Source organism: Telluria sp. PB2R4 (assembly GCF_059685695.1).
Genome location: NZ_JCASIC010000007.1, coordinates 245,997 through 267,483, shown reverse-complemented (window position 1 = coordinate 267,483; position 21,487 = coordinate 245,997). Strand labels below are relative to the sequence as shown.

17 protein-coding genes are annotated in these 21,487 nt (G+C 62.2%); 9 read left to right on the top strand and 8 right to left on the bottom strand.

All coding sequences use genetic code 11. The annotated features are described in order from the left end of the window. The first annotated feature begins 20 nt into the window (after window positions 1-20). On the top strand, window positions 21-2,522 hold the full coding sequence (gyrB, locus tag AC56LU_RS14120) for a DNA topoisomerase (ATP-hydrolyzing) subunit B (protein ID WP_497176235.1): 2,502 nt from the start codon (window positions 21-23) through the stop codon (window positions 2,520-2,522). Window positions 2,523-2,586: 64 nt separating this feature from the next. Here the strand turns inward: gyrB and AC56LU_RS14115 are convergent, their stop codons facing one another. Beyond that, a complete protein-coding gene (locus AC56LU_RS14115) occupies window positions 2,587-3,873 on the bottom strand; it encodes an MFS transporter (RefSeq protein ID WP_497176234.1) in 1,287 nt (428 codons plus the stop codon). A 132-nt stretch (window positions 3,874-4,005) separates the two neighbouring features. Here AC56LU_RS14115 and AC56LU_RS14110 point away from each other — a divergent pair, with 132 nt between their 5' ends. Then, window positions 4,006-4,767 carry an HNH endonuclease gene (locus tag AC56LU_RS14110; RefSeq protein ID WP_497176233.1) on the top strand — a complete coding sequence of 254 codons (762 nt, stop codon included), beginning with the start codon at window positions 4,006-4,008 and terminating at the stop codon, window positions 4,765-4,767. A gap of 46 nt (window positions 4,768-4,813) precedes the next feature. Here the strand turns inward: AC56LU_RS14110 and nudK are convergent, their stop codons facing one another. Beyond that, the gene (gene nudK / locus AC56LU_RS14105) at window positions 4,814-5,398 is read right to left on the bottom strand and encodes a GDP-mannose pyrophosphatase NudK (protein WP_497176232.1); all 585 of its coding nucleotides are present in this window, start codon (window positions 5,396-5,398) and stop codon (window positions 4,814-4,816) included. A 72-nt stretch (window positions 5,399-5,470) separates the two neighbouring features. Between nudK and AC56LU_RS14100 the strand changes: the two genes are divergently transcribed. Together AC56LU_RS14100 and AC56LU_RS14095 are read left to right on the top strand one after the other, a co-directional pair. Next, on the top strand, window positions 5,471-6,226 hold the full coding sequence (locus tag AC56LU_RS14100; protein WP_497176231.1) for a DeoR/GlpR family DNA-binding transcription regulator: 756 nt from the start codon (window positions 5,471-5,473) through the stop codon (window positions 6,224-6,226). Between the two features lie 17 nt (window positions 6,227-6,243). Beyond that, a complete protein-coding gene (locus AC56LU_RS14095) occupies window positions 6,244-6,615 on the top strand; it encodes a DUF4406 domain-containing protein (protein WP_497176230.1) in 372 nt (123 codons plus the stop codon). A 291-nt stretch (window positions 6,616-6,906) separates the two neighbouring features. On the opposite strand, the gene AC56LU_RS14090 is transcribed toward AC56LU_RS14095, so the two are convergent. The 3 genes from AC56LU_RS14090 to AC56LU_RS14080 form a co-directional block, all read right to left on the bottom strand. Beyond that, a complete protein-coding gene (locus AC56LU_RS14090; RefSeq protein WP_497176229.1) occupies window positions 6,907-7,392 on the bottom strand; it encodes a hypothetical protein in 486 nt (161 codons plus the stop codon). A 143-nt stretch (window positions 7,393-7,535) separates the two neighbouring features. Then, window positions 7,536-9,023 carry a hypothetical protein gene (locus AC56LU_RS14085; protein WP_497176228.1) on the bottom strand — a complete coding sequence of 496 codons (1,488 nt, stop codon included), beginning with the start codon at window positions 9,021-9,023 and terminating at the stop codon, window positions 7,536-7,538. A gap of 14 nt (window positions 9,024-9,037) precedes the next feature. Then, on the bottom strand, window positions 9,038-11,725 hold the full coding sequence (locus AC56LU_RS14080; RefSeq protein ID WP_497176227.1) for a type VI secretion system Vgr family protein: 2,688 nt from the start codon (window positions 11,723-11,725) through the stop codon (window positions 9,038-9,040). 623 nt (window positions 11,726-12,348) lie between these two features. Between AC56LU_RS14080 and AC56LU_RS14075 the strand changes: the two genes are divergently transcribed. Both AC56LU_RS14075 and AC56LU_RS14070 read left to right on the top strand, forming a co-directional pair. Further along, window positions 12,349-13,731, top strand: coding sequence for an RNA-guided endonuclease InsQ/TnpB family protein (locus AC56LU_RS14075; protein ID WP_497176226.1), 1,383 nt, complete (start codon window positions 12,349-12,351; stop codon window positions 13,729-13,731). 57 nt (window positions 13,732-13,788) lie between these two features. Continuing rightward, window positions 13,789-14,289, top strand: a complete 501-nt coding sequence (locus tag AC56LU_RS14070) for an NMCC_0638 family (lipo)protein (protein ID WP_497176225.1) — start codon at window positions 13,789-13,791, stop codon at window positions 14,287-14,289. Between the two features lie 6 nt (window positions 14,290-14,295). Here the strand turns inward: AC56LU_RS14070 and AC56LU_RS14065 are convergent, their stop codons facing one another. The 3 genes from AC56LU_RS14065 to infA form a co-directional block, all read right to left on the bottom strand. After that, window positions 14,296-15,390 carry an NHL repeat-containing protein gene (locus tag AC56LU_RS14065; protein ID WP_497176224.1) on the bottom strand — a complete coding sequence of 365 codons (1,095 nt, stop codon included), beginning with the start codon at window positions 15,388-15,390 and terminating at the stop codon, window positions 14,296-14,298. 94 nt (window positions 15,391-15,484) lie between these two features. Continuing rightward, window positions 15,485-17,113 (bottom strand): ATP-binding domain-containing protein, encoded by a 1,629-nt coding sequence (locus AC56LU_RS14060; protein WP_497176223.1) that lies wholly within the window; start codon window positions 17,111-17,113, stop codon window positions 15,485-15,487. 186 nt (window positions 17,114-17,299) lie between these two features. After that, window positions 17,300-17,563 carry a translation initiation factor IF-1 gene (gene infA, locus AC56LU_RS14055; RefSeq protein WP_497176222.1) on the bottom strand — a complete coding sequence of 88 codons (264 nt, stop codon included), beginning with the start codon at window positions 17,561-17,563 and terminating at the stop codon, window positions 17,300-17,302. A gap of 317 nt (window positions 17,564-17,880) precedes the next feature. Between infA and blaOXA the strand changes: the two genes are divergently transcribed. The 3 genes from blaOXA to AC56LU_RS14040 all read left to right on the top strand — a co-directional run bounded on the left by blaOXA (window position 17,881) and on the right by AC56LU_RS14040 (window position 21,475). Beyond that, the gene (blaOXA, locus tag AC56LU_RS14050; protein WP_497176221.1) at window positions 17,881-18,669 is read left to right on the top strand and encodes a class D beta-lactamase; all 789 of its coding nucleotides are present in this window, start codon (window positions 17,881-17,883) and stop codon (window positions 18,667-18,669) included. 361 nt (window positions 18,670-19,030) lie between these two features. Next, window positions 19,031-20,713: a 2-isopropylmalate synthase gene (gene leuA, locus AC56LU_RS14045; protein WP_497176271.1), complete on the top strand. Its 1,683-nt coding sequence runs from the start codon at window positions 19,031-19,033 to the stop codon at window positions 20,711-20,713. A gap of 21 nt (window positions 20,714-20,734) precedes the next feature. Continuing rightward, entirely contained in the window at window positions 20,735-21,475 is a 741-nt protein-coding gene (locus tag AC56LU_RS14040; protein WP_497176220.1) for an SDR family oxidoreductase, read from the top strand. Window positions 21,476-21,487: the final 12 nt, after the last annotated feature.

Genomic DNA, 21,487 nt, shown 5'->3' with positions numbered 1-21,487 from the left:
CGTTTTATAGAAAGCAGTCCATGTCCGAGAATATCCAAGCACAAACGTCCCCCGCTCCCCAGGCGGAAGAATACGGCGCCGCCTCGATCCAGATCCTGGAAGGCCTGGAAGCCGTGCGCAAGCGTCCGGGCATGTACATTGGCGACACCTCGGACGGCACCGGCCTGCACCACCTGGTGTTCGAGGTGCTCGACAACTCGATCGACGAATCGCTGGCCGGCTACTGCACCGAGATCCACGTCACGATCCACTCCGACAATTCGATCTCGATCACCGACAACGGCCGCGGCATCCCGACCGGCGTCAAGATGGACGACAAGCACGAGCCGAAGCGCTCGGCGACCGAGATCGCCCTGACCGAGCTGCACGCCGGCGGCAAGTTCAACCAGAATTCCTACAAGGTGTCCGGCGGCCTGCACGGCGTGGGCGTCTCGTGCGTGAACGCCCTGTCGAAACTGCTGCGCGTGACCGTGCGCCAAAAAGGCAAGGTGCACCAGATGGAATTCGTGCGCGGCGTCCCGCAGGATCGCATCATCGAAATCCGCGACGGCTTCGAAGTCTCCCCGATGAAGGTGATCGGCGACACCGACAAGCGCGGCACCGAGGTGCACTTCTGGGCCGACGAAGAAATTTTCACCCACGTCGAGTTCCACTACGAGATCCTGAGCAAGCGCATTCGCGAGCTGTCGTTCCTGAACAATGGCGTGAACATCCGCCTGAGCGACCACCGCACCGGCAAGGAAGAGATCTTCGCCTTCGAGGGCGGCACGCGCGGCTTCGTCGAGTACATCAACAAGACCAAGAGCGTGCTGCACCCGACCGTGTTCCAGGCCACCGGCGACCGCCTGTCGGACCAGGGCACCAACATTTCGGTGGACGTGTCGATGCAGTGGAACGACGCCTACAACGAGCAGGTGCTGTGCTTCACCAACAACATCCCGCAGCGCGACGGCGGCACCCACCTGACCGGCCTGCGTGCGGCGATGACGCGCGTGATCAACAAGTACATCGACGAGAACGACTTTGCCAAGAAGGCGAAGGTGGAGATCTCGGGCGACGACATGCGCGAAGGCCTGACCTGCGTGCTGTCGGTGAAAGTACCGGAGCCGAAGTTCTCGTCGCAGACCAAGGACAAGCTGGTGTCGTCGGAAGTGCGCGGCCCGGTGGAAGAAATCGTCGCCAAGACGCTCACAGACTTCCTGATGGAGAAGCCGAACGACGCCAAGATCATCTGCGGCAAGATCGTGGAAGCGGCGCGTGCGCGCGAGGCTGCCCGCAAGGCGCGCGACCTGACCCGCCGCAAGGGCATCATGGACGGCCTGGGCCTGTCCTCGAAGCTGGCCGACTGCCAGGAACGCGACCCGGCGCTGGCCGAACTGTACATCGTCGAGGGTGACTCGGCAGGCGGCTCGGCCAAGCAGGGCCGCGACCGCAAGTTCCAGGCGATCCTGCCGCTGCGCGGCAAGGTGCTGAACGTGGAAAAGGCGCGTTTTGAAAAGATGCTGTCGTCGGAGCAGATCACCACCCTGATCGCTACGCTGGGCACCTCGATCGGCCCGGACGAATTCAACGTCGACAAGCTGCGCTACCACCGCATCATCATCATGACCGACGCGGACGTCGACGGCGCCCACATCCGTACCTTGCTGCTGACCCTGTTCTACCGCCAGATGCCGCAGCTGGTGGAGCGCGGCCACATCTACATTGCGCAGCCGCCGCTGTACAAGGTGAAGTCCGGCCGCGACGAGCGCTACCTGAAGGACGACGTCGAGGAAGCGAGCTACATGATGACGGTGGCGCTGAACAATGCTTCGCTGATTCCGCGCGAAGGCGCCGATCCGATCACCGGCGAAGCCCTGAGCACGCTGGTGACCCAGTACAACCTGGCCAACGCCATCATGATGCGCCTGACCCGCGTGATCGACCGCGCGGCGCTGACCGCAATCATGAGCGGCGTGACGCTGCAGATGAGCACGCTGGAAGACGCCACTGCCTCGGCCCAGGCGATGGAAGCGGCAATCAATGACCCGGCTGTGAAAGTGGTGGTGCGTTCCGATGAGCTGTCGGAAAAGCAGGCGCTGCGCATCGAGCGCATGCGCCACGGTAACGTGAACGTCACCTCGATCGACGCCGACTTCGTTCTGAGCAACGACTACGCCGTGCTGGCCAACGCGGCCGCCACCTTCCAGGGCCTGATGGGCGAAGGCGCCATCATGCGCCGCGGCGAAGGCGAGAAGATGAAGGAGTTCGCGGTGCGCGGCTTCCACGAAGCCATGATCTGGCTGCGCGAGGAAGCGGAACGTGGTGTGTCGAAGCAGCGCTATAAGGGTCTGGGCGAGATGAATCCGGAACAGCTGTGGGAAACCACGATGGATCCGACCGTTCGTCGCCTGCTGAAGGTGCAGATCGAGGATGCGATTGCGGCGGATCAGATCTTTACGACGCTGATGGGGGATGACGTGGAACCGCGCAGGAACTTCATTGAGAGCAATGCGCTGCAGGCGGGGAATATCGACGTCTAAGTCGGCTTGCCAAAGCAAAAAAGCCAAGCGTTTCGACGCTTGGCTTTTTTTTCATCGCTGCCGCTTAGTCCTGCTCAGGGATCGGCCGAACAACCAGGAACTGGTACGACATCGCACCTAGGAAGGCGATCCCGGCACCAGTCAGCAAGGCGGGAACGAAGGACCAGCTCTGCGCGATATAGCCCGTGAAGATGGGCGCCAGCGCACTGCCGATGAACCCGCCGAAGTTCTGAATCGCGCCCAGTGAGGCAATGCGGCTGCGCGGCGCAACCGCGGTGACCAGCGACCACGAACAGGCCGACGCCGCGTTGGCGAGGAAGATCACGACCGAGATGCAGGCGATGGCTGCCGTATTACTCTCGACCAGCGCCGCCGGAATCGTGAACGCCACCATGCCCAGCATGGCCAGCACCACCGCCGCGCGGCGGCCCTGCACAGTGGAGGCTGCACGCCGGGTGATCCGATCTGATGCCCAGCCAGCGCTCAGGGCGCCGGCGAAGCCGCACAGGAAGGGAATCGTGGCGGCCACCCCAACGTAGGCCACATCCATGTGGCGTTCCGTCCGCAGGTAGCCTGGCAGCCAGGTAAGGAAGACCCAGTTCAAATAAACCGAGCCGAAGAAGCCGAGCATCATGCCCCAGGTGGCACGCTGGCGGAACAGCGCGCGCCAGGCCGCGAAACCTGGCTTTGGCGCGGCCTCGCCAGTTTGTCCCTCGTCCAGGTAGGCGCGCTCCGCGTCGGTCAGCTCCTCGCGCACCGGATCGCGATACAGCATGACCCAGACAACGGCTGCGACGATGCCGAGCGCGCCGGTGACGAAGAAGGCCCAGTGCCAGCTTGTCGCGGCGATCAGGGGCGACAGGCACAAAGGTGCAAGCGCAAAGCCCAGCGGCGAGGCCGAGTTATAAATGCCGGTCGGCGTGCCGCGCGCGCGCAAGGGAAACCAGTTGCTCACCACCCGCGCCGCGGCCGGGAACTGCGGCGCTTCGCCGATGCCGAGCACGACGCGCGCGAGCACGAACCAGCCGAAGGTCGACACCAGTCCGCCGGCGGCCTGGGCCAGCGACCAGAGCACCAGGCCGGCACCGAGCAGCCAGCGCGGCCCGATCTTGTCGACCAGCGCGCCGACCGGGAGCTGGCATAGCGCGTAACTCCAGGAGAACGCCGACAGCAGCAGGCCCATCTGGCCGAGCGAGAGGTCGAGGTCGGCGCGGATGAATTCGTTGGCGACGGCCAGGGTGGCGCGGTCGAGGTAGTTGATGACGCCGGTGACAACCAGCAGTACGAGCGCGATTGTCTGACGACGGCGGATGCGTGGAGGTGCGGCTTTATTTATAGAGATATCGATCATGTCGAGATCGTATCAAATCAGTGTTAATGCGGGGAAAGATATTCGGTAGCTATACGCTCTAACAACAACTTTTCTTGTTGAGAAGATATTGAACAAAGACTAGACTGGCTGGATGAAGAAACCGACCAGTTCATGTCCGATCTAATATCAATCTCGACCGATTCGAAGGCCTGGAGCGACGCGGAGCTAGCCGCTACGGTCAAGTCTTATCTGCGCATGCTGCATGCGGAGCTGAACGGTATCAGCTATAACAAGGCGGCGGCCAATCGAGAACTGCGTGCCGGCCCGCTCGCCACCAGGACAAAAGCCTCGATCGAATTTCGAATGCAGAACATCTCGGCAGCTTTATATGAACTGAAGATGCCGTATATCGCCGGCTATCTCCCGGCACGGAACATTGGCTCAGCCGTCAAAGAGAAGATGGTCGCCTTGTTGAGCACTGAAGGCATCGAATCGCTAGAGGCCTATGTTCCAACACCTGATGCCTCTGTGCTTTCAGAGCGCGTGTCTGATCTTAGGCAACGGTCTCTTGGTACCGTCCCCAAAGGGTCGCATTCGCCACAGATTGTCACAGTGACGACGACAAGCTACGTCCGCGATCCGGCCGTGAAAGCATGGGTGCTTCAGGGGGCGAAAGGACGTTGCGAAGGGTGCGATGATCCGGCGCCGTTCGTTGGAATGGATGGATTGCCCTATCTCGAAGTGCATCACGTCATGCCACTGTCCAGTTATGGCTCGGATAAGACGACAAATGCGGTAGCGCTTTGCCCGAATTGCCATCGTCGCTGCCACTATTCCAAAGACCGTGACGAGTTCAAACTCGCGCTGTATCAACGGATACCGCGGCTCATTGTTGAAGTGCCGGAAATGGCTGAACAAACTGCCGCCATTTGAGTTGGCGTGGAAATTACGGTCGGGTGTATTCTCGGCAAGCCAAGGCTTACGGCCTGTCGAACAAACGCAGCGCCGCATGCTGCAACAGCATGATCGTCTTGCCGTCAGCAATTTCTCCCTGCCCGATCATGCTCATTGCCTGATCAAACGGTAGCTCCAACACATCGATGTCCTCACCCTCCCCCGCTATACCGCCCCCATCACCCACGCGCTGGCTGTCCTCATACTCAGCCACGAAGAAGTGCAGTTTCTCCGTCACCGACCCCGGGCTCATGTAAGCCTCGAACACCTTCTCGACCCGCTCGATGCGGTAGCCCGTCTCCTCTTCGGCTTCGATGCGGATGCGCTCGGCCGGCGACATGTCGTCCAGCAGCCCGGCTGCCGCCTCGACCAGCATGCCGTCCGCCAGGCCATTCAGGTAGGCCGGTAGCCGGAACTGCCGGGTCAGCACGACGCTGCGCCGCGCGCGGTTGTACAGCAGGATCGCGGCGCCATTGCCGCGGTCGTAGACCTCGCGCTCCTGGCGCTGGCTGCTGCCATCCTTGCGCTGGTAGTCGTAGGTGTACTTTTTGAGCACGTACCACTGGTCGGACAGGACGGAAACATCGACAAGCTGGACAGGCGCGGACATGGCGTTCCTTGACGTTGGGATTCCGATAGCCTAACATGCAGTTTCGTGCAATTTCAAGAAATTTCGTGCAATATGCTGACCAGCCAACGCAAGAACGAGATCCTCACCATGCTCACGCAGCAGGGGCAGGTCGAAGCCAAGGCGCTCGCCGCGCACTACCAGGTCTCGGAAGACACCATCCGCCGGGATTTGCGGGAGATGGCGGCCGAGGGCCTGCTGCAGCGGGTGCATGGCGGTGCCCTGCTGGCCTCGCCCGCGGAAGCCGGCTTCACCGAGCGCCAGCACATCGCCATGGGCTCAAAAGCGCAGGTGGCAGCGAGCGCAGCGCGCCTGATCGCGCCCGGCCAGATCGTCATCCTCGACGGGGGCACCACCTGCGCGGAGCTGGCGCGCTCGCTGCCGCGCAACATGCCGCTCACGGTGGTCACCCATAGCCCGACCATTGCGGTCGCGCTGGCCGAACACGAGAAGATCGAGGTCATCCTGATCGGCGGACGCCTGTTCCGGCATTCGATGGTCGCCGTCGGCGCCGCCGCGCTCGAGGCACTGAGCCACATCCGCGCCGACCTCTATTTCATGGGTGTGACCGGCGTGCATCCCGATGCCGGGTTCAGCACCGGCGACTTCGAAGAGGCGTATATCAAGCGCGCCCTGTCCGGGCGTGCGGCAGAAACGGTCGTGCTGGCTTCCAGCGAAAAACTCGGCGTGGCCTCCGCCTACAAGATCGGAGACCTCGGCATGGCGGCAAGCTTGGTCATCGACTGCGCGCCTTCGGCCGAACTCGATGCCGCACTGACAAGCGCTGGCGTGACTGTCCTCAGCCATTGAACCCAAAGGAGACTCATATGCAAACAAAAACCATCCTGATCGCCGGGCCCTATCGCAGCGGCACCGGCGGCGATCCGATCTTGATTGAACGGAACCTGAGAGCCCTGGAGCAGGCCGCGCTGGCGGTATACGACAAGGGACACTTTCCGCTGATCGGGGAGTGGGCCGCGCTGCCACTGGCGCATGCGACCGGCGCCACGATCCCAGGAGCGATTCCGCAAGCTTTCCTGTACGAAGTGGCCCAGCGCATGCTGCGCCAATGCCATGCCGTCTACCGGATCGCCGGCGAGTCGCGCGGCGCCGACATGGATGTGCAGACGGCGCGGGACCTAGGCCTGCCAGTCTATCTCGATCTTGCCGATATCCCACCCGGCGCGAGAGGCGAATAGAGAAGTCTTGGTGCCTGTAATGTTAGAAAAATCTGCGCTCTGATCAAGGCGTGACATGCCTGTTTCGTCGGCCTAGCCAGGCAGATGCGACAGACGTTGCGGTCGAAACGACCAACCAGCAGCGAAAAGCCACCGGCCTTCATTTTGTCTGCTGTTAAGCTGCGCGGGCTAGTGGTGTGGCCGATCACGCCCGGCTGGCGAGAAAGAGCGTAGCAGGCTGCGATCGCCGACAAATACAATACGCAAACGGAGACCAGAAATCACCGTGGTCAAGAATGCATCAAATGCCCCCTACGGACGCTGGGCAACTGCAATGCTAACCTCGTTCGACTGATAGCCCGCCCACTCGACTTTTAGGCGATAACGAGCAGGCTGCAACGGCAGCGCAACGTACCACGCTACATTTACGTTAAAGTAGGTGCTGGAAAATACACCTTCAAAAGCTGCCACATCTAGCGGAGGCGACGGTGGCGGAGGAATCGTTATGTTCGGGTCTCGATCGACGATCGGACCACGATACGTTTTTCCTGTCCCAACGTGGGTAACGATCAAAGTTAGCGGCCCAGGATACCGGATCGCCTGAGCAAGGTTTATACGATATATTCCGCATAAAGGAATGACGAGCGCTAAATGCGGAGCGTCTTTTTTAGGCATGATAACTTGCGAAGGGGCGCGCACTTTCAACCCGCGCCACTCAATACCAGGGTCAGCCGGCGAGCAAGCGGTCTGCTTATTGGTGTCAAACGGCACGTGCTCAAATAATTCGTCTTCGGTCATAATTTTGTCTACCTTTGCACCACGCGAGGTTGTCGCGTCCGCGGATGGCGAATAGCGTGGTGCAAACAAAGCGCTACCGCTTGCGCCCGCGGACGAACATGAGAAGCAGGCGGCAATTACAAATAGAGGAGTCGACCAGCGCCTCATAACGGTCTCCATCCATCACCAAGATCAACCTTGCAAACAGCCGGCGCACAATCTACACAGAAGTCGCTGACGCCATTAGCTGCACCGTACATTACGCATTTGGAACGGATAACATCAGTGCGCGAATCGTAACGAGTCTGGCTCGCAGGGAGACCATAAAAGCAGTGATTTCCGTGATGCCCTTTCGCATCGTCGTAAAATCTGGTCATTCTGTCGGGCAGCTTCCCGCTCCCATCCGGCACCATCCCGATCTTGTGACCTAGTTCGTGGACGATAACTTCGTTCTGCATTTTAGTGTCGATAGTAGACCACCATGCTTTCGTGCAAACACAGATCAGGTTCCCTCCAGGGAATGAAAGCCCACCTCGCATCCGCTCAACAATATTTACCACGAGAACAATTGTTCCGGTCCCACGTTGCAGCGTGCTGACATCGATTCGTACGATATTTGCGCGTTGAGGGAGTGCTGAGCTGCTGGGCACTGCTGTGCATTTTTCGACCGGAATATTGACTGCATCGGCGGGGGTCCCGCCTGTCTTGATAAACTTCGCGGATACGAACCAGTTTTCGCCTGGCACAAGGCCCTGCCAAAGAAAATACGTCACGGGAAATATCGATGTCGCGCTTGGAGGGTCGCCGACGGGAATTAACACTGGTGAACTTCCTGGCCCGACCACAACTGGCGACGCCCCAACCTGAAAATTTTCTTTCTTTACAGCCAAGTGTCCCGTATACGCGATCGCTATCACCTGAGGCTGCTTTCCAACAGCTGACGATTTAGAATAAGCCTTCCTGGCATTTTCCTGAAATATTTGCTCGTCACGCGTGCCGATATTTGGAAGGGAGTCCATCTCAACAGCTGGCAATCTCGTCAACTTGATGTTGTGCTTTGCGTATGTGCGTTCCACTAGCGCCAAACTAGTAGCGCACGTTGTAAGCGAGCGCATTTTTAGCTCGACGTAGTAGATCAGACGGTGCACTTCCAGATTCCCGGTCGACACTGTCGTGCCGTTGGCGTCGGCAGCACGAAAAACGTATTTATCCTTCCCTGCGGCGCCAACATAGAAATCGTCTAGCGGCAGAACCAGACTTCCATCGCTCGCCGTTATGTAGGATTTCTTTTCTTTCTGATACGCGAAGCGAGAATTTCTCGCCAGTTCTCCCGGCGTGTATTTTGCATTGCCATCGAATGGCTCACATTTGACTGTAAATTGGTGAGTGCCTGGCTTATTGAAATACACCTTGAGCCGCACCTTGGCCCCAGCACGATCCACGTTCGGCACAACTTTCCCGTCAACAAAGCTATCCGACCGGCTCAGATTGACGAATTGCGTTACGCTGCTTGTTTCGGTGCCATCGCCATTGAGGAAAGCGATCCGTGCTATTCGCTCCGAACCCACTTTTATCCTTACCTCCTTTCGCTCCAGGTTCTCGAACGGATTTGTATAGGCGGTCCCCGCGAGCTTGAACTTTGTGCCTGTCATGTCGAAGCAAACCTTTATGCGCGAATGATCTCTAGTTTTAATTCCTCAACTTCACCTGAGGAAACCAGGTGAGTCCGACCTTCCTCGTCCGTTACTCCCGGCTCTATTGATCCATCCGCTCGGATGATGCGGTATTGATAGTTTGAGAGGGGAAGCCCGGTTTGCTCGTCCTTGAGAACGAATGCTTCATCGAAGAGCCTTGGTCGGCTGTCTGGCAAACTGGTGAGCGAGGTCTCGCTACGGACACCGGAGTCAAACAAATGCTGGCCACCCTTGACAGAGAACGTCCCCGGACAAGCAAACGTAATATCCCCACCCTCCAGCGTGATCGACGACTCCCCCGCCTGCAGCACGATCTTTTCCTTCGCCTTGATCTCGATGCAGTCATTCACCGAAATCACCGTGATCTCCTTGTCCGCCAGGATCTCCAGCCCATCGGTATGCGCCTGCAGCGACACCGGCCCATTCGCCGCGATCGCCTGGATGCCGCCCCCATGCGTGAACAAACTGGTCGCCTCGCCGGATACGGACGACAACGTATGCCCCGCCGTCATGTGCAAATCCGACTGCGTGGTCCAGTGCAGGTGCTTGCCTGCATAGAGCACGGTCGATGCCGGCGTCGCCCAGTTGATGCTGGCCGCCGAATCCATCAGCACGATGGGTGATCCGAACTTTTCCACAGGCTGCGTTGAATCCAGCTCGCGCGAACCCGGCCTGGCCTTGAAAGCCGCCTGCCCGTTGACCGGTCCGTCGTACTTGCCCTTCGCCTCCGGATCGATCTGCGCGATGAACGCCTCCTGCGCCTTCAAGGCATCCTTGCTGAACAAGGCCTGCTGCTGCGACGCCGCATCCCCGAGCTTGGCCGACAATTCGGCAGCGCTCCTGCACTGCGCCACGGCCTCCGCCACATCCATCTGGGTCGAGCTGACGCCCGCTCCCTGCGCAGGCCGCGCACGTGTCGACAGCAGCACACCCTCCCCGCCCCGGATCACCGCCCAGGCGTCGGTGCGCAGCTCAAAACCACTGCCGCGATAAGCGCCGCGCTGCGACGTCCCCGGCTCCTGATGGATCAAGTAGCCGAGATTGAGCTGGGTCGCCCCGCTACTCGTCGCCAGCCGCATGCGCAGCTGCCCGGTCGTGTCGTCGATCTGCCACTGGTTGTAGCCGCTGCCGTCGAAGTTACGGGTGTGGATGCCGGACAGGACCCCCGCATGGTTGGCGCCCGAGTCCACGCCGGCCGAAAACGGCGGCAGGTCCGCGCCGTTGTACAGCTGCGCGACGATCACCGGCCGGTCGATATCGCCTTCGATGAAGTCGACCAGTACCTCGGTGCCGATGCGCGGGGTGAACACCGTCCCCCAGTTCGGCCCCGCCAGCGCCTCGGTCACGCGCACCCAGGTGCCGGATGTCTCATTGCCCGGTGCGCAGCCTCGGTCGTCGGTGTTGTGCGCCATGCCGCCCGCATTCGGACGTGCACCGCGCTGCCAGGCGAATTGCACCCGCACCTGGTGATCGCGGTTGGTGGTGGACACCGCATCCGCCAGCCCGACCACCAGGGCACATTGCGGCCCCGGCGCCGTGGTGCGATGCGTCGCGGCCGTCAAACGGGGAACGAGCGGCACTACTTCGCGCACGCAGGTGAACACATTGCGATACGTGCCGTTCTCGACGCCAGCCGAGGGAGCACCCGTAATCCCGGTCTCGAAATTGTTGCGCGCCTCGTGCCACACCGACAGCACCTTGAATGCATTGTCCCCCTCGGTATAGCGGTCGTGCTGGGTCAAGTAAAAAGCATGGCCGGCCGCCAACCTGCGCACTGCGCCGGTCCCTTCAAAGACCTTGTTGCTCTGCTCGAGCGCCAGCAGAATCAGGTCACTGTGCGCGTCAGCGGCGCCGCGCTCGGTGGCGATGCGTTCACCGCTGCCGTCGTAGAGCTGCAGTGGCGGCAGTTCTCCTGCGTCGAGGTGGGACGCATGCTCGTAGCCGGGCGCCACCAATTGTGCCGGATCCCAGCTGCTGATCGCGACGCGATTTGCCTGCACGCTGCGGCGAGCCTTTAAGCCGTCGATCGCATCGTCGGTCTCGGTGGCGCGCACGCCATGGAAGCGGATCACGTCACCGCCCGGTGTCGCAGGCGTGCGCGCGCGCCTGTCGAAGATGACGATGCGATGCTTCGCGTGGCCATTGCCATCGCCCGCCGCCTGGTTGTGCTCGAAACGCCAGTTCAAGCCTTCGGATGCCAGCAGGCGCACGAAGAATTCGAGGTCGCTTTCACGGTATTGAGTGCAAACCGGGCGGACTGCCAGCTCCTGCGTGATGTCGAAGTCCAAGCGCACCTGCGGATAATCGGCCAGCAGTTCGATAACGATGTCTCGCGCATTCTTGTCTTGGAAAATGTAGCTGTCACGGCGGTGGGCCAGCAGCGCCAGCGCGGGCTCGAGCCGCAACCGATAGCGAGCAACGCCACCATCGGCGCCAAGCCAGGAGGCCTCGGTACAGATGCCATGCCATGCGCGCCGGCTGCCGTCGGGCTGCGAAAGCGTAATCGTCAGGTCTTCGCCGATGAAATTGGACAGGTCCAGGTCGGTCGACGTGCAGAGGGCGTCGATATCGAAACGAAAGAGCTCATTGACAGCCTCACGGCCAATGAACTGATCTGCAACCAGCGACTCCGGAAGGTCGCGTTCCTGCGGAGTGGTCAAGGTGATGAGCCTGCTAATCTGACTCAGCCCTGTTCCGTTCCGACCCAATGAGGCAAACTCGGGGAGAGCTTTCATTCGACCAGACGACGTGTGAGCGTTCCCCATCTGAATGACTCCATCATGATCGAGATATTTACGCCTCGAAACATCGATCATAGCGAACTCAGGCATGCGAATGAGCTAACCGCGCTTGACGTGCGTCAATGTCGCGTTCTGTCCTACGCGTCTCCTCTATAGGACAGATTGCATTATTTTTGTCATCCAAAGGCGACAGGCAGCGGGCCAACTGCAAAGGTCACTGCCTGCTAGGCGTCGGGCTTACCGGCCCAGATAGTCCATAAATGTGCGCCACCACTGCGACCGCTTGCTCAACTAGCCGGTCACGCAAGAACAACTCGACGTCTTTCTCGTCGGCACCTTCTAAATGTTAGTCATTAAGCGCGGCTGTTACTGCTTCCAATGCCGCGTTCAATTCCTTTCGGCAAGTCAGGATTTTGGGCACGAATTGCTATAGTCAGGTTGCCTTCCAACTGGTCGCAGCAGGCTTAGTCGACTGGATGTGCACAAGGATAGATGTGATCTGTCCTGCCTTTGACAGCCGTTGTCGAACTGCCCGAATACACATGAGTCAAACAGCTTATTCTTTTGGATATCACTTCATGCTTCTATCGCACCGTATCCGCCTGAATGCCACCCGCGAGCAATGCGACTATTTCGCACGCGCGGCTGGGGCAGCGCGTCGCGTATGGAACTGGGCGCTGGCAGAGTGGAAGCTCCAAGCCGCAAGGGGAAAACATCCGAACGCTTTAGCACTGAAAAAACAGTTCAACGCCATCAAGTACGCTCATCCTGACTGGCTCGACGAAAATGGACGGCCCTGGCTCCGTGCACTCCACCGCGATGCCCACGCGCAGCCATTCACTAACCTTGCGCGTGCCTGGAACCGCTACTTCGCGGACAGGAAGGCCGGCAAGACCGCTCACCCACCGGTGTTCAAGAAAAAGGGCCGCTGCCGCGACAGCTTTTATGTGGCAAATGACAGAATTCGCTTTGACGGCAACAGCGTTGTATTGCCCAAAATCGGTCGCGTCGCGTTGGCTGAGACGCTGCGATTTCCTGGCAAGATGATGGGGGCGCAGCTGTCACGCGAGGCAGACCGGTGGTCGCTCTCTGTTCAGGTCGACGTTCCTGAAAGCCATGCCCAACGTATCCGAACGGGCAATGGCGTCGTCGGCATAGACCTGGGTGTGGCCGCTGCCGCCACTTTTAGTACAGGCGAGAAGATTCACGCACCACGTCCACTGAGAGCAGCTCTGAGGCGCCTGCGCATTCGCTCTCGCCGCCTATCGAGGAAGCATACTGCAGCTAAGGCGGCTGCCGGCATTGTGGGCTCCATCCCGAAAGGGACCCGTCTGCCCAAGTCCGCCAACCAGATCAAAGAAGCGCGAAAGTTGGCACAGCTGCATATGCGAATCGCCCGGATACGACGCGACTTTTGTCATAAGCTTACGACGCGTCTATGCCGCGAAAACCAAGCGGTGGCGATTGAGGATTTGAACGTAAAAGGCATGTTGGCCAACGCACGGTTGTCGCGCGCGGTCAGCGATGTAGGCATGTACGAGATCAGGCGCCAATTGCACTATAAGGCGCAACGCTACGGCACCATATTAGTAATGGCCGACCGCTGGTACCCGTCGAGCAAACTGTGCTCGGCATGTGGCGAGAAAAACAGCACGCTAACGCTCGGCACAAGAACATGGGCCTGCACCTGCGGTGCTGCCCACGACCGGGACATCAACGCCGCGGTCAATCTCCAACGGCTCGCAACCGGCGCTCTCAAGGCGCACTCTGCGCTACCCGTGGCGAGTCTGGCGGCAACGTCAGGCACTCCAGTCGGAGTGGTTCCGACTGGAGGCGGGAAAGTTACGCCTGTCAGGTACGAATTCGGTCAGCAGGACGGTTCGGGGCAGGAAGATAACGGTGCGCGCCACCGCGCACGTTTTTGAAAGCAGTTCGACCCTATGCGACTTCTTCTACAAACAGCCATCACCGTTGGAGGTATCTTGCTCTCTTCAATCGCTGTCGCTGCGCCTGAACAGCAGGCCGCCGCCTTCATGAACATTTATTCCACGCACTGCCTGAAGTACCTGCACGACTTCGACGGCCTGCGCAAACAGCTTGCTACCTTGCCCCAGCTCCCCGCGGAGGCGGCAGCGATGTTTCTGCAGGGCGCCAAGGGCAGCGCATGGTCGGTGCCGAGCCAGCATGGCCAGTTCGTGCTGGTCGTCCATTCGGACAAGAACCTGTGTGCGCTGTACGCGAAGACGGTGCCAGCCACCACGGCTCAGGCGATGTTCGAAAAGACGGTGGGCAAGGCCCCCTCGCCTTTCCGCAGTGAGCGCAAGCGCAATACCTCGGAAAAGGGACCGGACGGCGTCAAGAGCACCGTCGCCTACGAGTGGAGCACGGATAAATCGCCGCGCAAGCCGCTGTTCGCGCTGACCACCACCACCAGCAAGAACAGCGTGGCGCAGGGCGTGGCCACCGCGGCGATCGGCCACTGAGCCCGCTCAGGGCAGCCGAATCTTCACGACCGCATTGCCCGAGGTGACGTACAGGTTGCCCTTGCCGTCGTTGGCGATGCCGCGCAGGGGCGCCAGGCTGCCCGGCAGGCCGCCCGTCTGCAGCGTGGTGGAGCGGGTGGTGCCGGCAAGCGTCGTCACCAGGCCCTCCTGGTTGATCCTGCGCACCAGGTTGTTCACCGCGTCGGCCGCGTAGACAATGCCGTCCGGGGCGACCGTGAGCGCCACCACCTCCTGGAAGCTGGCTGCGGTGCCGGCCCCGTTCGCCGAACCGCGCGCATTCGGCGCGCCGGCAAACGGCGTGAGCACGTTCGCGTTGACGGTCGAGGGATTGACGGTGCGGCTGATCTTGCGCTGCAGGTCGAACACGTAGACGTTGTTGTCGCTGTCGGTCGCCACGCCGCGCGCTTCGGCGGTGCGCACGCCGAACAGCTCCTGGGCCACCTCCGGGCCCTCCAGCATGCCCGTCGACCCGGCCACGATGCGCCGCGTGCTGAGGCCGTTCGTCACCAGCAGTTGGCGGCGCGCGTCGACCGCGATCCCTTTCGGGTAGACCACCGGCATGCTGCCCAGGGTGACATTGACGCCGACCGGGATGATCGCCTCCGTGGCCACCTGGCCGGCGCTGCTCACGCTGCGGATGCGCAGGTTGTCCGTGACGAACAGGGTGCCGTCGCTGTGGATCGCCAGCGCAAAGGGCGAGACGAAACGTGCGCGGTCGCCGGGCCCGTCGATGTGCTCGCTCGAGCCCGCGGCGCCGGCCAGGGTAGTGACGACCCCGGCCGGCGTGATCTTGCGGATGGACTCGTTCCCAGTGTCCGCCACGTACACGTTGCCGGCGGCGTCGACCGCGATGCCGGTGGGCGTATCGAAGCGCGCCGCCTCGCCGGTGGCGTTGGTGCTGCCCGCCTCAAGGGCGCTGCCGGCGACGATGCTGATGGCAGCCGGGGGCGGCTGGTCGTCGTCATCGTCGTCGTCTTTCGGCGGATGGTCGCCGCACGCGGCCAGCAGCAGCATGGCGGCGGATGCGCACACCAGGCGCACGCGCCGGCGCGCCGCGGTGGAAATTCCCTGCTTCTTCATGAACGCGTCTCCCGGGATTCGATGCCCAAAATGCTAGCACGCGCCGGTTGCGGCGTTTCCCCGATTCGTCATGTGCGCCGCATGAAATGCATGCTCACATGCGGTCGACGAACTGCGCATGCGCACGCACGCTCATCACCAGCACCAGTTTCAGGCGCGCCCGGGTCATGCCGACGAACAGTTTTCTCAGGGTCAGCTCGTCCATCTCTTCGAAATCGATCTCGGTGAAGATCAATGCCGGCGCCGACTGTCCCTTGAAGCGGTAGACCGACTCTGCCAGCAGCCCGCCCTCGCGGAACACCGGGTTGCCGAACAGGTCGTAGGCGCCGGTGAAGGAGCGCAGCGTGTGCGCGTCGCTCAGTCGATCGAGCTTGAGGATGCTTGAACGTTCGCGGCCGCGGAAGGAGCAGATCGCAATGTCCTGGCGCCCGAAGCCGGCGGCCAGGCAGGTCGTGACGGCGCGCCGGGTCTGCGCCAGCATGGCCTCGGTATCGCCTTCCGGGTAGGTGAGTTCCTCGATGTCGGCGCCCTTGAACGGGCTGCCCGCTTCCACCGGCTGGCTGACGGCGCCGATGGAGCTCAGCATCTGCACGATCTGGCGCGGGCTGCGGTAGTTGGTGTTCGAGTGCAGCACCACCCAGCCCGGCAGCGGCACCATCTCCTTGCCGTACAGGTTCTGGTCCGGGTCCTCCAGCCAGATGGCGCGTCCGCCGTGCTTGAGCATGCGCAGCACGATGTCGCGCCAGGTGGCGGAGAAATCCTGGCCCTCGTCGACGATGACGACGTCGTACTGCCAGGTCTCGGGCAGCGCGGCCGATGCCAGCGAGCTTTCGATGTCGGCCCAGACGGTGGGCGCGCCGTAGTCGGGCGTCATGCCCTGGGCGCGCAGCCAGGCGTCGCACAGTTCGTGGAAGTTGGCGACCCGTCCGCCGGGCGGGACCAGGCGCTGGATGTGGTCGGCCAGCGGGCGGTTGAAGCAGACGTAGAGCGGGCGCAGGCCGGCATCCAGCGCGGCGGTATATTCGGCCAGCGCCAGCTGGGTCTTGCCGCTGCCGGCGGTGCCCACCACGCGCAGGCGGAACGGAGAGAATTCGAGCCGCCGCGCCCAGGTCGCCAGGCCGCCGGACAGGTGCGTCACCATGCTGGTGGCGCAGCCGATCATCGAGCTTGGGTCGGGGCGCAGGCTCAGGGTGTCGCCGAGGTAGCGGGTGACCCGGTCGAATTCGTCGGTACGCGGCGTGAGCGGCAAAATTTCCCGGATCTTCGCGCCCAGCCGGCCCTTGGTGGTGGCGTCAATGATGTGGCTGGGGTCGATGCCGGCCAGCTGCGGGTCCTTGACGATGTAGTCGGGGCAGTACAGCAGGTAGTCGATCGACAGCTCGCCCTGGTAGCGTTTGGCGAAGCCCTCGATGGTGTGCAGGATCTGGTTGTGGATCTTGCGCGGCTTGCCCTGGTAGTTCTTCACCAGGCCATCGCGCGATTCGTTCAGGAAGCCGGCGATCTGCTCGATCAGCAGCAGCCTGCCGTTCGGCGCCAGGATGATGAAGTCGATGTCGCCATAGGCCGAGAAGCCGTGCTCGACGTTGGTCCAGTGGACGCCGTGGTAGATCTCGTAGGGCGTGTCCGACAGGCGCTTCTCGAGCAGCGTGAGGGTTTCGATTTCGCGCGCGGCAGATCCGGTGACGGACATCTCGCGCCAGCCGGCAGGATGGATATGGGCCATGGATCGTCGCTTGCCTGTTTTTAGGATAGCAACATTCTAAGGCCTATCACGCTTGTTTATAACACTGTTGAAACGGACGTGATCGATCTACCGCGCGATGTGCGGACAGACCAAATGCGAGAAAGCGGAGAAGGGTGAAGCGGAGACTGCGCGCTTCCCTCCCGGGAAGCGCGCCTGCAGTGCAGGTTAGCGGCGGCGCGGCGCCGGACGCGGGCCGGATGGGCCGCGGTTCTCGATATGACGGAAGGTGATACGGCCCTTGTTCAGGTCGTACGGCGACATTTCGAGCGTGACACGGTCACCCGCGATGATGCGGATGTGGTTCTTTTTCATGCGGCCCGAAGTATAGGCAATCAATTTGTGGCCGTTTTCGAGCTCAACGCGGAAACGCATTTCAGGCAGGATTTCGGACACGAGTCCGTTCATTTCGATCAGTTCTTCTTTTGCCATGCTGGTGCTCCTCATGCTGGATGACGGCCCGCGCGGCGCACGGGTCGATGTAACGTCGGTCACACCGCCCGGCGATACATGGCGGCGTAGGTGCTGATGCTGGCCTGACCGGAGACCAGGTGGAGTAGAAGGAAGCGCGCAACCTGCGAAGTGAAGCGGCGGGTGCGGAGGCTCGGGCGGCGGTATTTACAAGCCGGGAGAAAGTCGGAAGCGCTGCTTCGACGACAGGCAACCAGTATACCAGTAATGGTGCTGCGCTGCAAAAACGGCCGGATTTTGTTGCTCTATTGCTATACTGTTACCTTTCCGGAGAGCCGATGACGACGAAACACCTGATGGCGCTGGCACTGCTGGCCGGTGCGGCATTGCCCGCAGCGGGCCAGGATGCGATCCGCTGTACCCTGCTGGTCGACGCCGCCACCGGCAAGGTGCTGGTGCGCGAAGGCCAGTGCGAACAGCGCGTGACGCCCGCCTCGACCTTCAAGGTGGCGCTCAGCCTGATGGGCTACGACAGCGGGATCCTGGTCGACCAGCGCACGCCGCTGCTGCCCTTCCGCAAAGGCTATGTGGACTGGCTGCCGGAATGGCGTACCGCCACCAGCCCGGCGGCGTGGATGAAGCTGTCGGTGGTGTGGTATTCGCAGCAGATCAGCACCCGCTTAGGCAGCGAGCGGTTCCAGTCTTACCTCGACCGCTTCGACTACGGCAACCGCGACGCGTCCGGCAATGCGGCCAAGAACGACGGCCTGACCCAGGCCTGGCTGGGCAGCTCGCTCAAGATTTCGCCCGACGAGCAGGCCGTGTTCCTGCGCAGGCTGGTCAACCGCACGCTGCCGGTCTCCGGCAAGGCGGTCGACATGACGACGTCGATCATGCGTTATCCGCGCCTGCGCAACGGCTGGGAACTGTACGCCAAGACCGGCACCGGCTCGGAACCGGGTGCGCTGCCGCATGGCTGGCTGGTGGGCTGGACCGGCGACGGCAAGCGCACGGTGGTGTTTGCGCGGCTGGTGCAGGATGCGACGCGCGAAGATGGCGGCCGCGCCGGCCTGCGGGTGCGCGACGCGTTCATCAAGGAGCTGCCGGAGCTGCTGGAAAAGTTGTAGTGTGCAATGCACAAATTTTTGCTTGACAGCGGGTCCACTCGTCTTTTAGAGTGGATCGCATGTCCTTCCACCTGCATCTGTCGACTTCCCTACCTGCCGCCGGCGCGCTAGCGCTGGCCGCCCTGCTACTACAAGCGTAATTCGCGCGCGTAGTCCGCGCCGTACGCCCCGGCTCCCGCCGGCCCAGCAAGCTCCAGGAAAGTTGTACCGATGTCCAAGATTCCGCTTCACATTCGTCTGCTGCTCAGCGCGCTAAAACTACCGATCGGTTGCCGGGCCTAGCGTTCGTGGCCCGTCCGGCAGCCTGCCGCCACACCACCGCCTCACAGAGGCCTACCGTGTACCGCACCAGGAGCAAACGATCATGCTGAAGAACCCCGCCGCCAAATACCGTCCCTTCCCCGCCGTCGCACTGAGCGACCGCCAGTGGCCGAACGCCGTCATCGCGAAACCACCGATCTGGATGAGCACCGACCTGCGCGACGGTAACCAGGCCCTCATCGAGCCGATGAGCCCGGAGAAGAAGCTGCGTTTCTTCGAGATGCTGGTGAAAATCGGCATCAAGGAAATCGAGGTCGGCTTCCCCTCGGCTTCGCAGACCGACTTCGACTTCGTGCGCATGCTGGTGGAAGAAAACCGTATCCCGGATGACGTCACCATCATCGTGCTGACCCAGGCGCGCGACGAGCTGATTCGCCGCACGGTGGAGTCGGCCGTGGGCGCCAGGCGCGCCATCGTCCACGTCTACAACTCGGTGGCGCCGGTGTTTCGCCGCGTGGTGTTCGGCATGGAGCAGGACGAGATCGTGCAGATCGCGGTCAACGGCACGCAGCTGATCAAGAGCCTGGTAGCGCAGCACCCGCAGACCCAGTGGGGCCTGGAGTATTCGCCGGAATCCTTCTCCACCACCGAACTCGATTTCTCGAAGCGCATCGTGGATGCCGTGAGCAGCGTATGGCAGCCGACGCCGCAGAACCCGATGATCGTCAACCTGCCTTCCACCGTGGAAGCGAGCACGCCCAATGTCTACGCCGACCAGATCGAGTGGATGTGCCGCCACCTCGAGCGCCGCGAGTCGCTCGTCATCAGCGTGCACCCGCACAACGACCGCGGCACCGCTGTGGCGGCGGCCGAACTGGCCGTGATGGCCGGCGCCGACCGCGTCGAGGGCTGCCTGTTCGGCAATGGCGAACGCACCGGCAACGTCGACCTGGTCACCCTGGCCATGAACCTCTACACCCAGGGCGTCGACCCGGGCCTGGACTTCTCGGACATCGACGCGGTGCGCCAGCTGGTGGAGGAATGCAACCAGCTGCCGGTGCACCCGCGCCACCCGTATGCGGGCGACCTGGTGTTCACCGCCTTCTCCGGCTCGCACCAGGACGCCATCAAGAAGGGCTTCGCCGTGCAGAAGGCGGATGCGCTGTGGGAAGTGCCCTACCTGCCGATCGACCCGGCCGACCTGGGGCGCAGCTACGACGCCGTCATCCGCGTCAACAGCCAGTCCGGCAAGGGCGGCATGGCGTATCTGCTGCAGCAGGAATACGGCCTGGAGCTGCCGCGCCGCCTGCAGATCGAGTTCTCACGCGCGGTGCAGCGCATGGCCGACGCCACCGGCCGCGAAGTCGCCGCATCCGACATCCACGCGCTGTTCTCGCGCGAATACCTGGAGCAGGTGACGCCCTGGCAGTACGTGGCGCACCGCATGATGGAGGACAGCGCGCACGGCGTGCAGATCGAACTGGACATGGCGCGCCACCATGCGCCGCAAGTCATGCAGGGCAAGGGCAACGGCCCGATCGATGCCTTCGTGAACGCGCTCGGCCTCGACATCCGCGTGATGGATTACCATGAGCATGCAATCGGCCGCGGCGCCGATGCACGCGCCGCCTGCTATGTCGAGCTGCGCGTGGGCAGCGGCCAGACCCTGTTCGGCGTCGGCATCGACAGCAATATCGTGACGGCCTCGTTCCGCGCGGTGCTGTCGGCGGTGAACCGTCACCTGGCCGTTGCGGGCACGGACGAGGCGGCGATCGCCGCCTGATTTCACTGACGGGAGGCCGGCATGAACGAGAAAAATGCACAGGTTGCGATCGTCACCGGCGCCTCGCGCGGCATCGGCGCCGCCCTGGCCCAGCGCCTGGCCGAGGACGGCTACCGGGTGGTCGTCAACTACGCCAGCAACGAAGCCGAAGCCCACCGCGTGCTCGCCACCCTGCACGCCTGCGGCCACACCGCGATCGCGGTGCAGGCCGATGTCAGCAAGCCGGAGGAGGTGCGGGCACTGTTCGATACCGCCGAGCGCGAGCTGGGCACCGTGGACGTGCTGGTCAACAATGCAGGCGTGCTCAAGACGATGCCGCTGGCCGACACCTCCGACGAGCTGTTCGCCCAGACCTTCGGCGTCAACGTGCAGGGAACCTTCAACACGCTGCGCGAAGCGGGGCGGCGCCTGAACGACGGCGGGCGCATCGTGAACTTTTCCACCACCGTGCTGGCGATGAAGCTGCCCGGCTACGCCGTCTACAGCGCCAGCAAGGCCGCGGTGGAAGCGATGGGCGCCGTGTTCGCCAAGGAACTGCGCGGGCGCCGGATCCGCGTCAACACAGTGGCGCCGGGGCCGGTCGCCACCGAGCTGTTCTTCTCCGGGAAAACCCCGGAGCAGATAGAGGGTTTTGCCCGGATGCCGCCGCTCGAGCGCCTGGGCGAGCCGGGCGACATCGCGCGCATCGTGTCCTTCCTGGTGAGCGAGGAATCGGGCTGGATCAACGGCCAGGTGCTGCGCGCCAACGGCGGCACCGCCTGAGCCGTCGCGCGG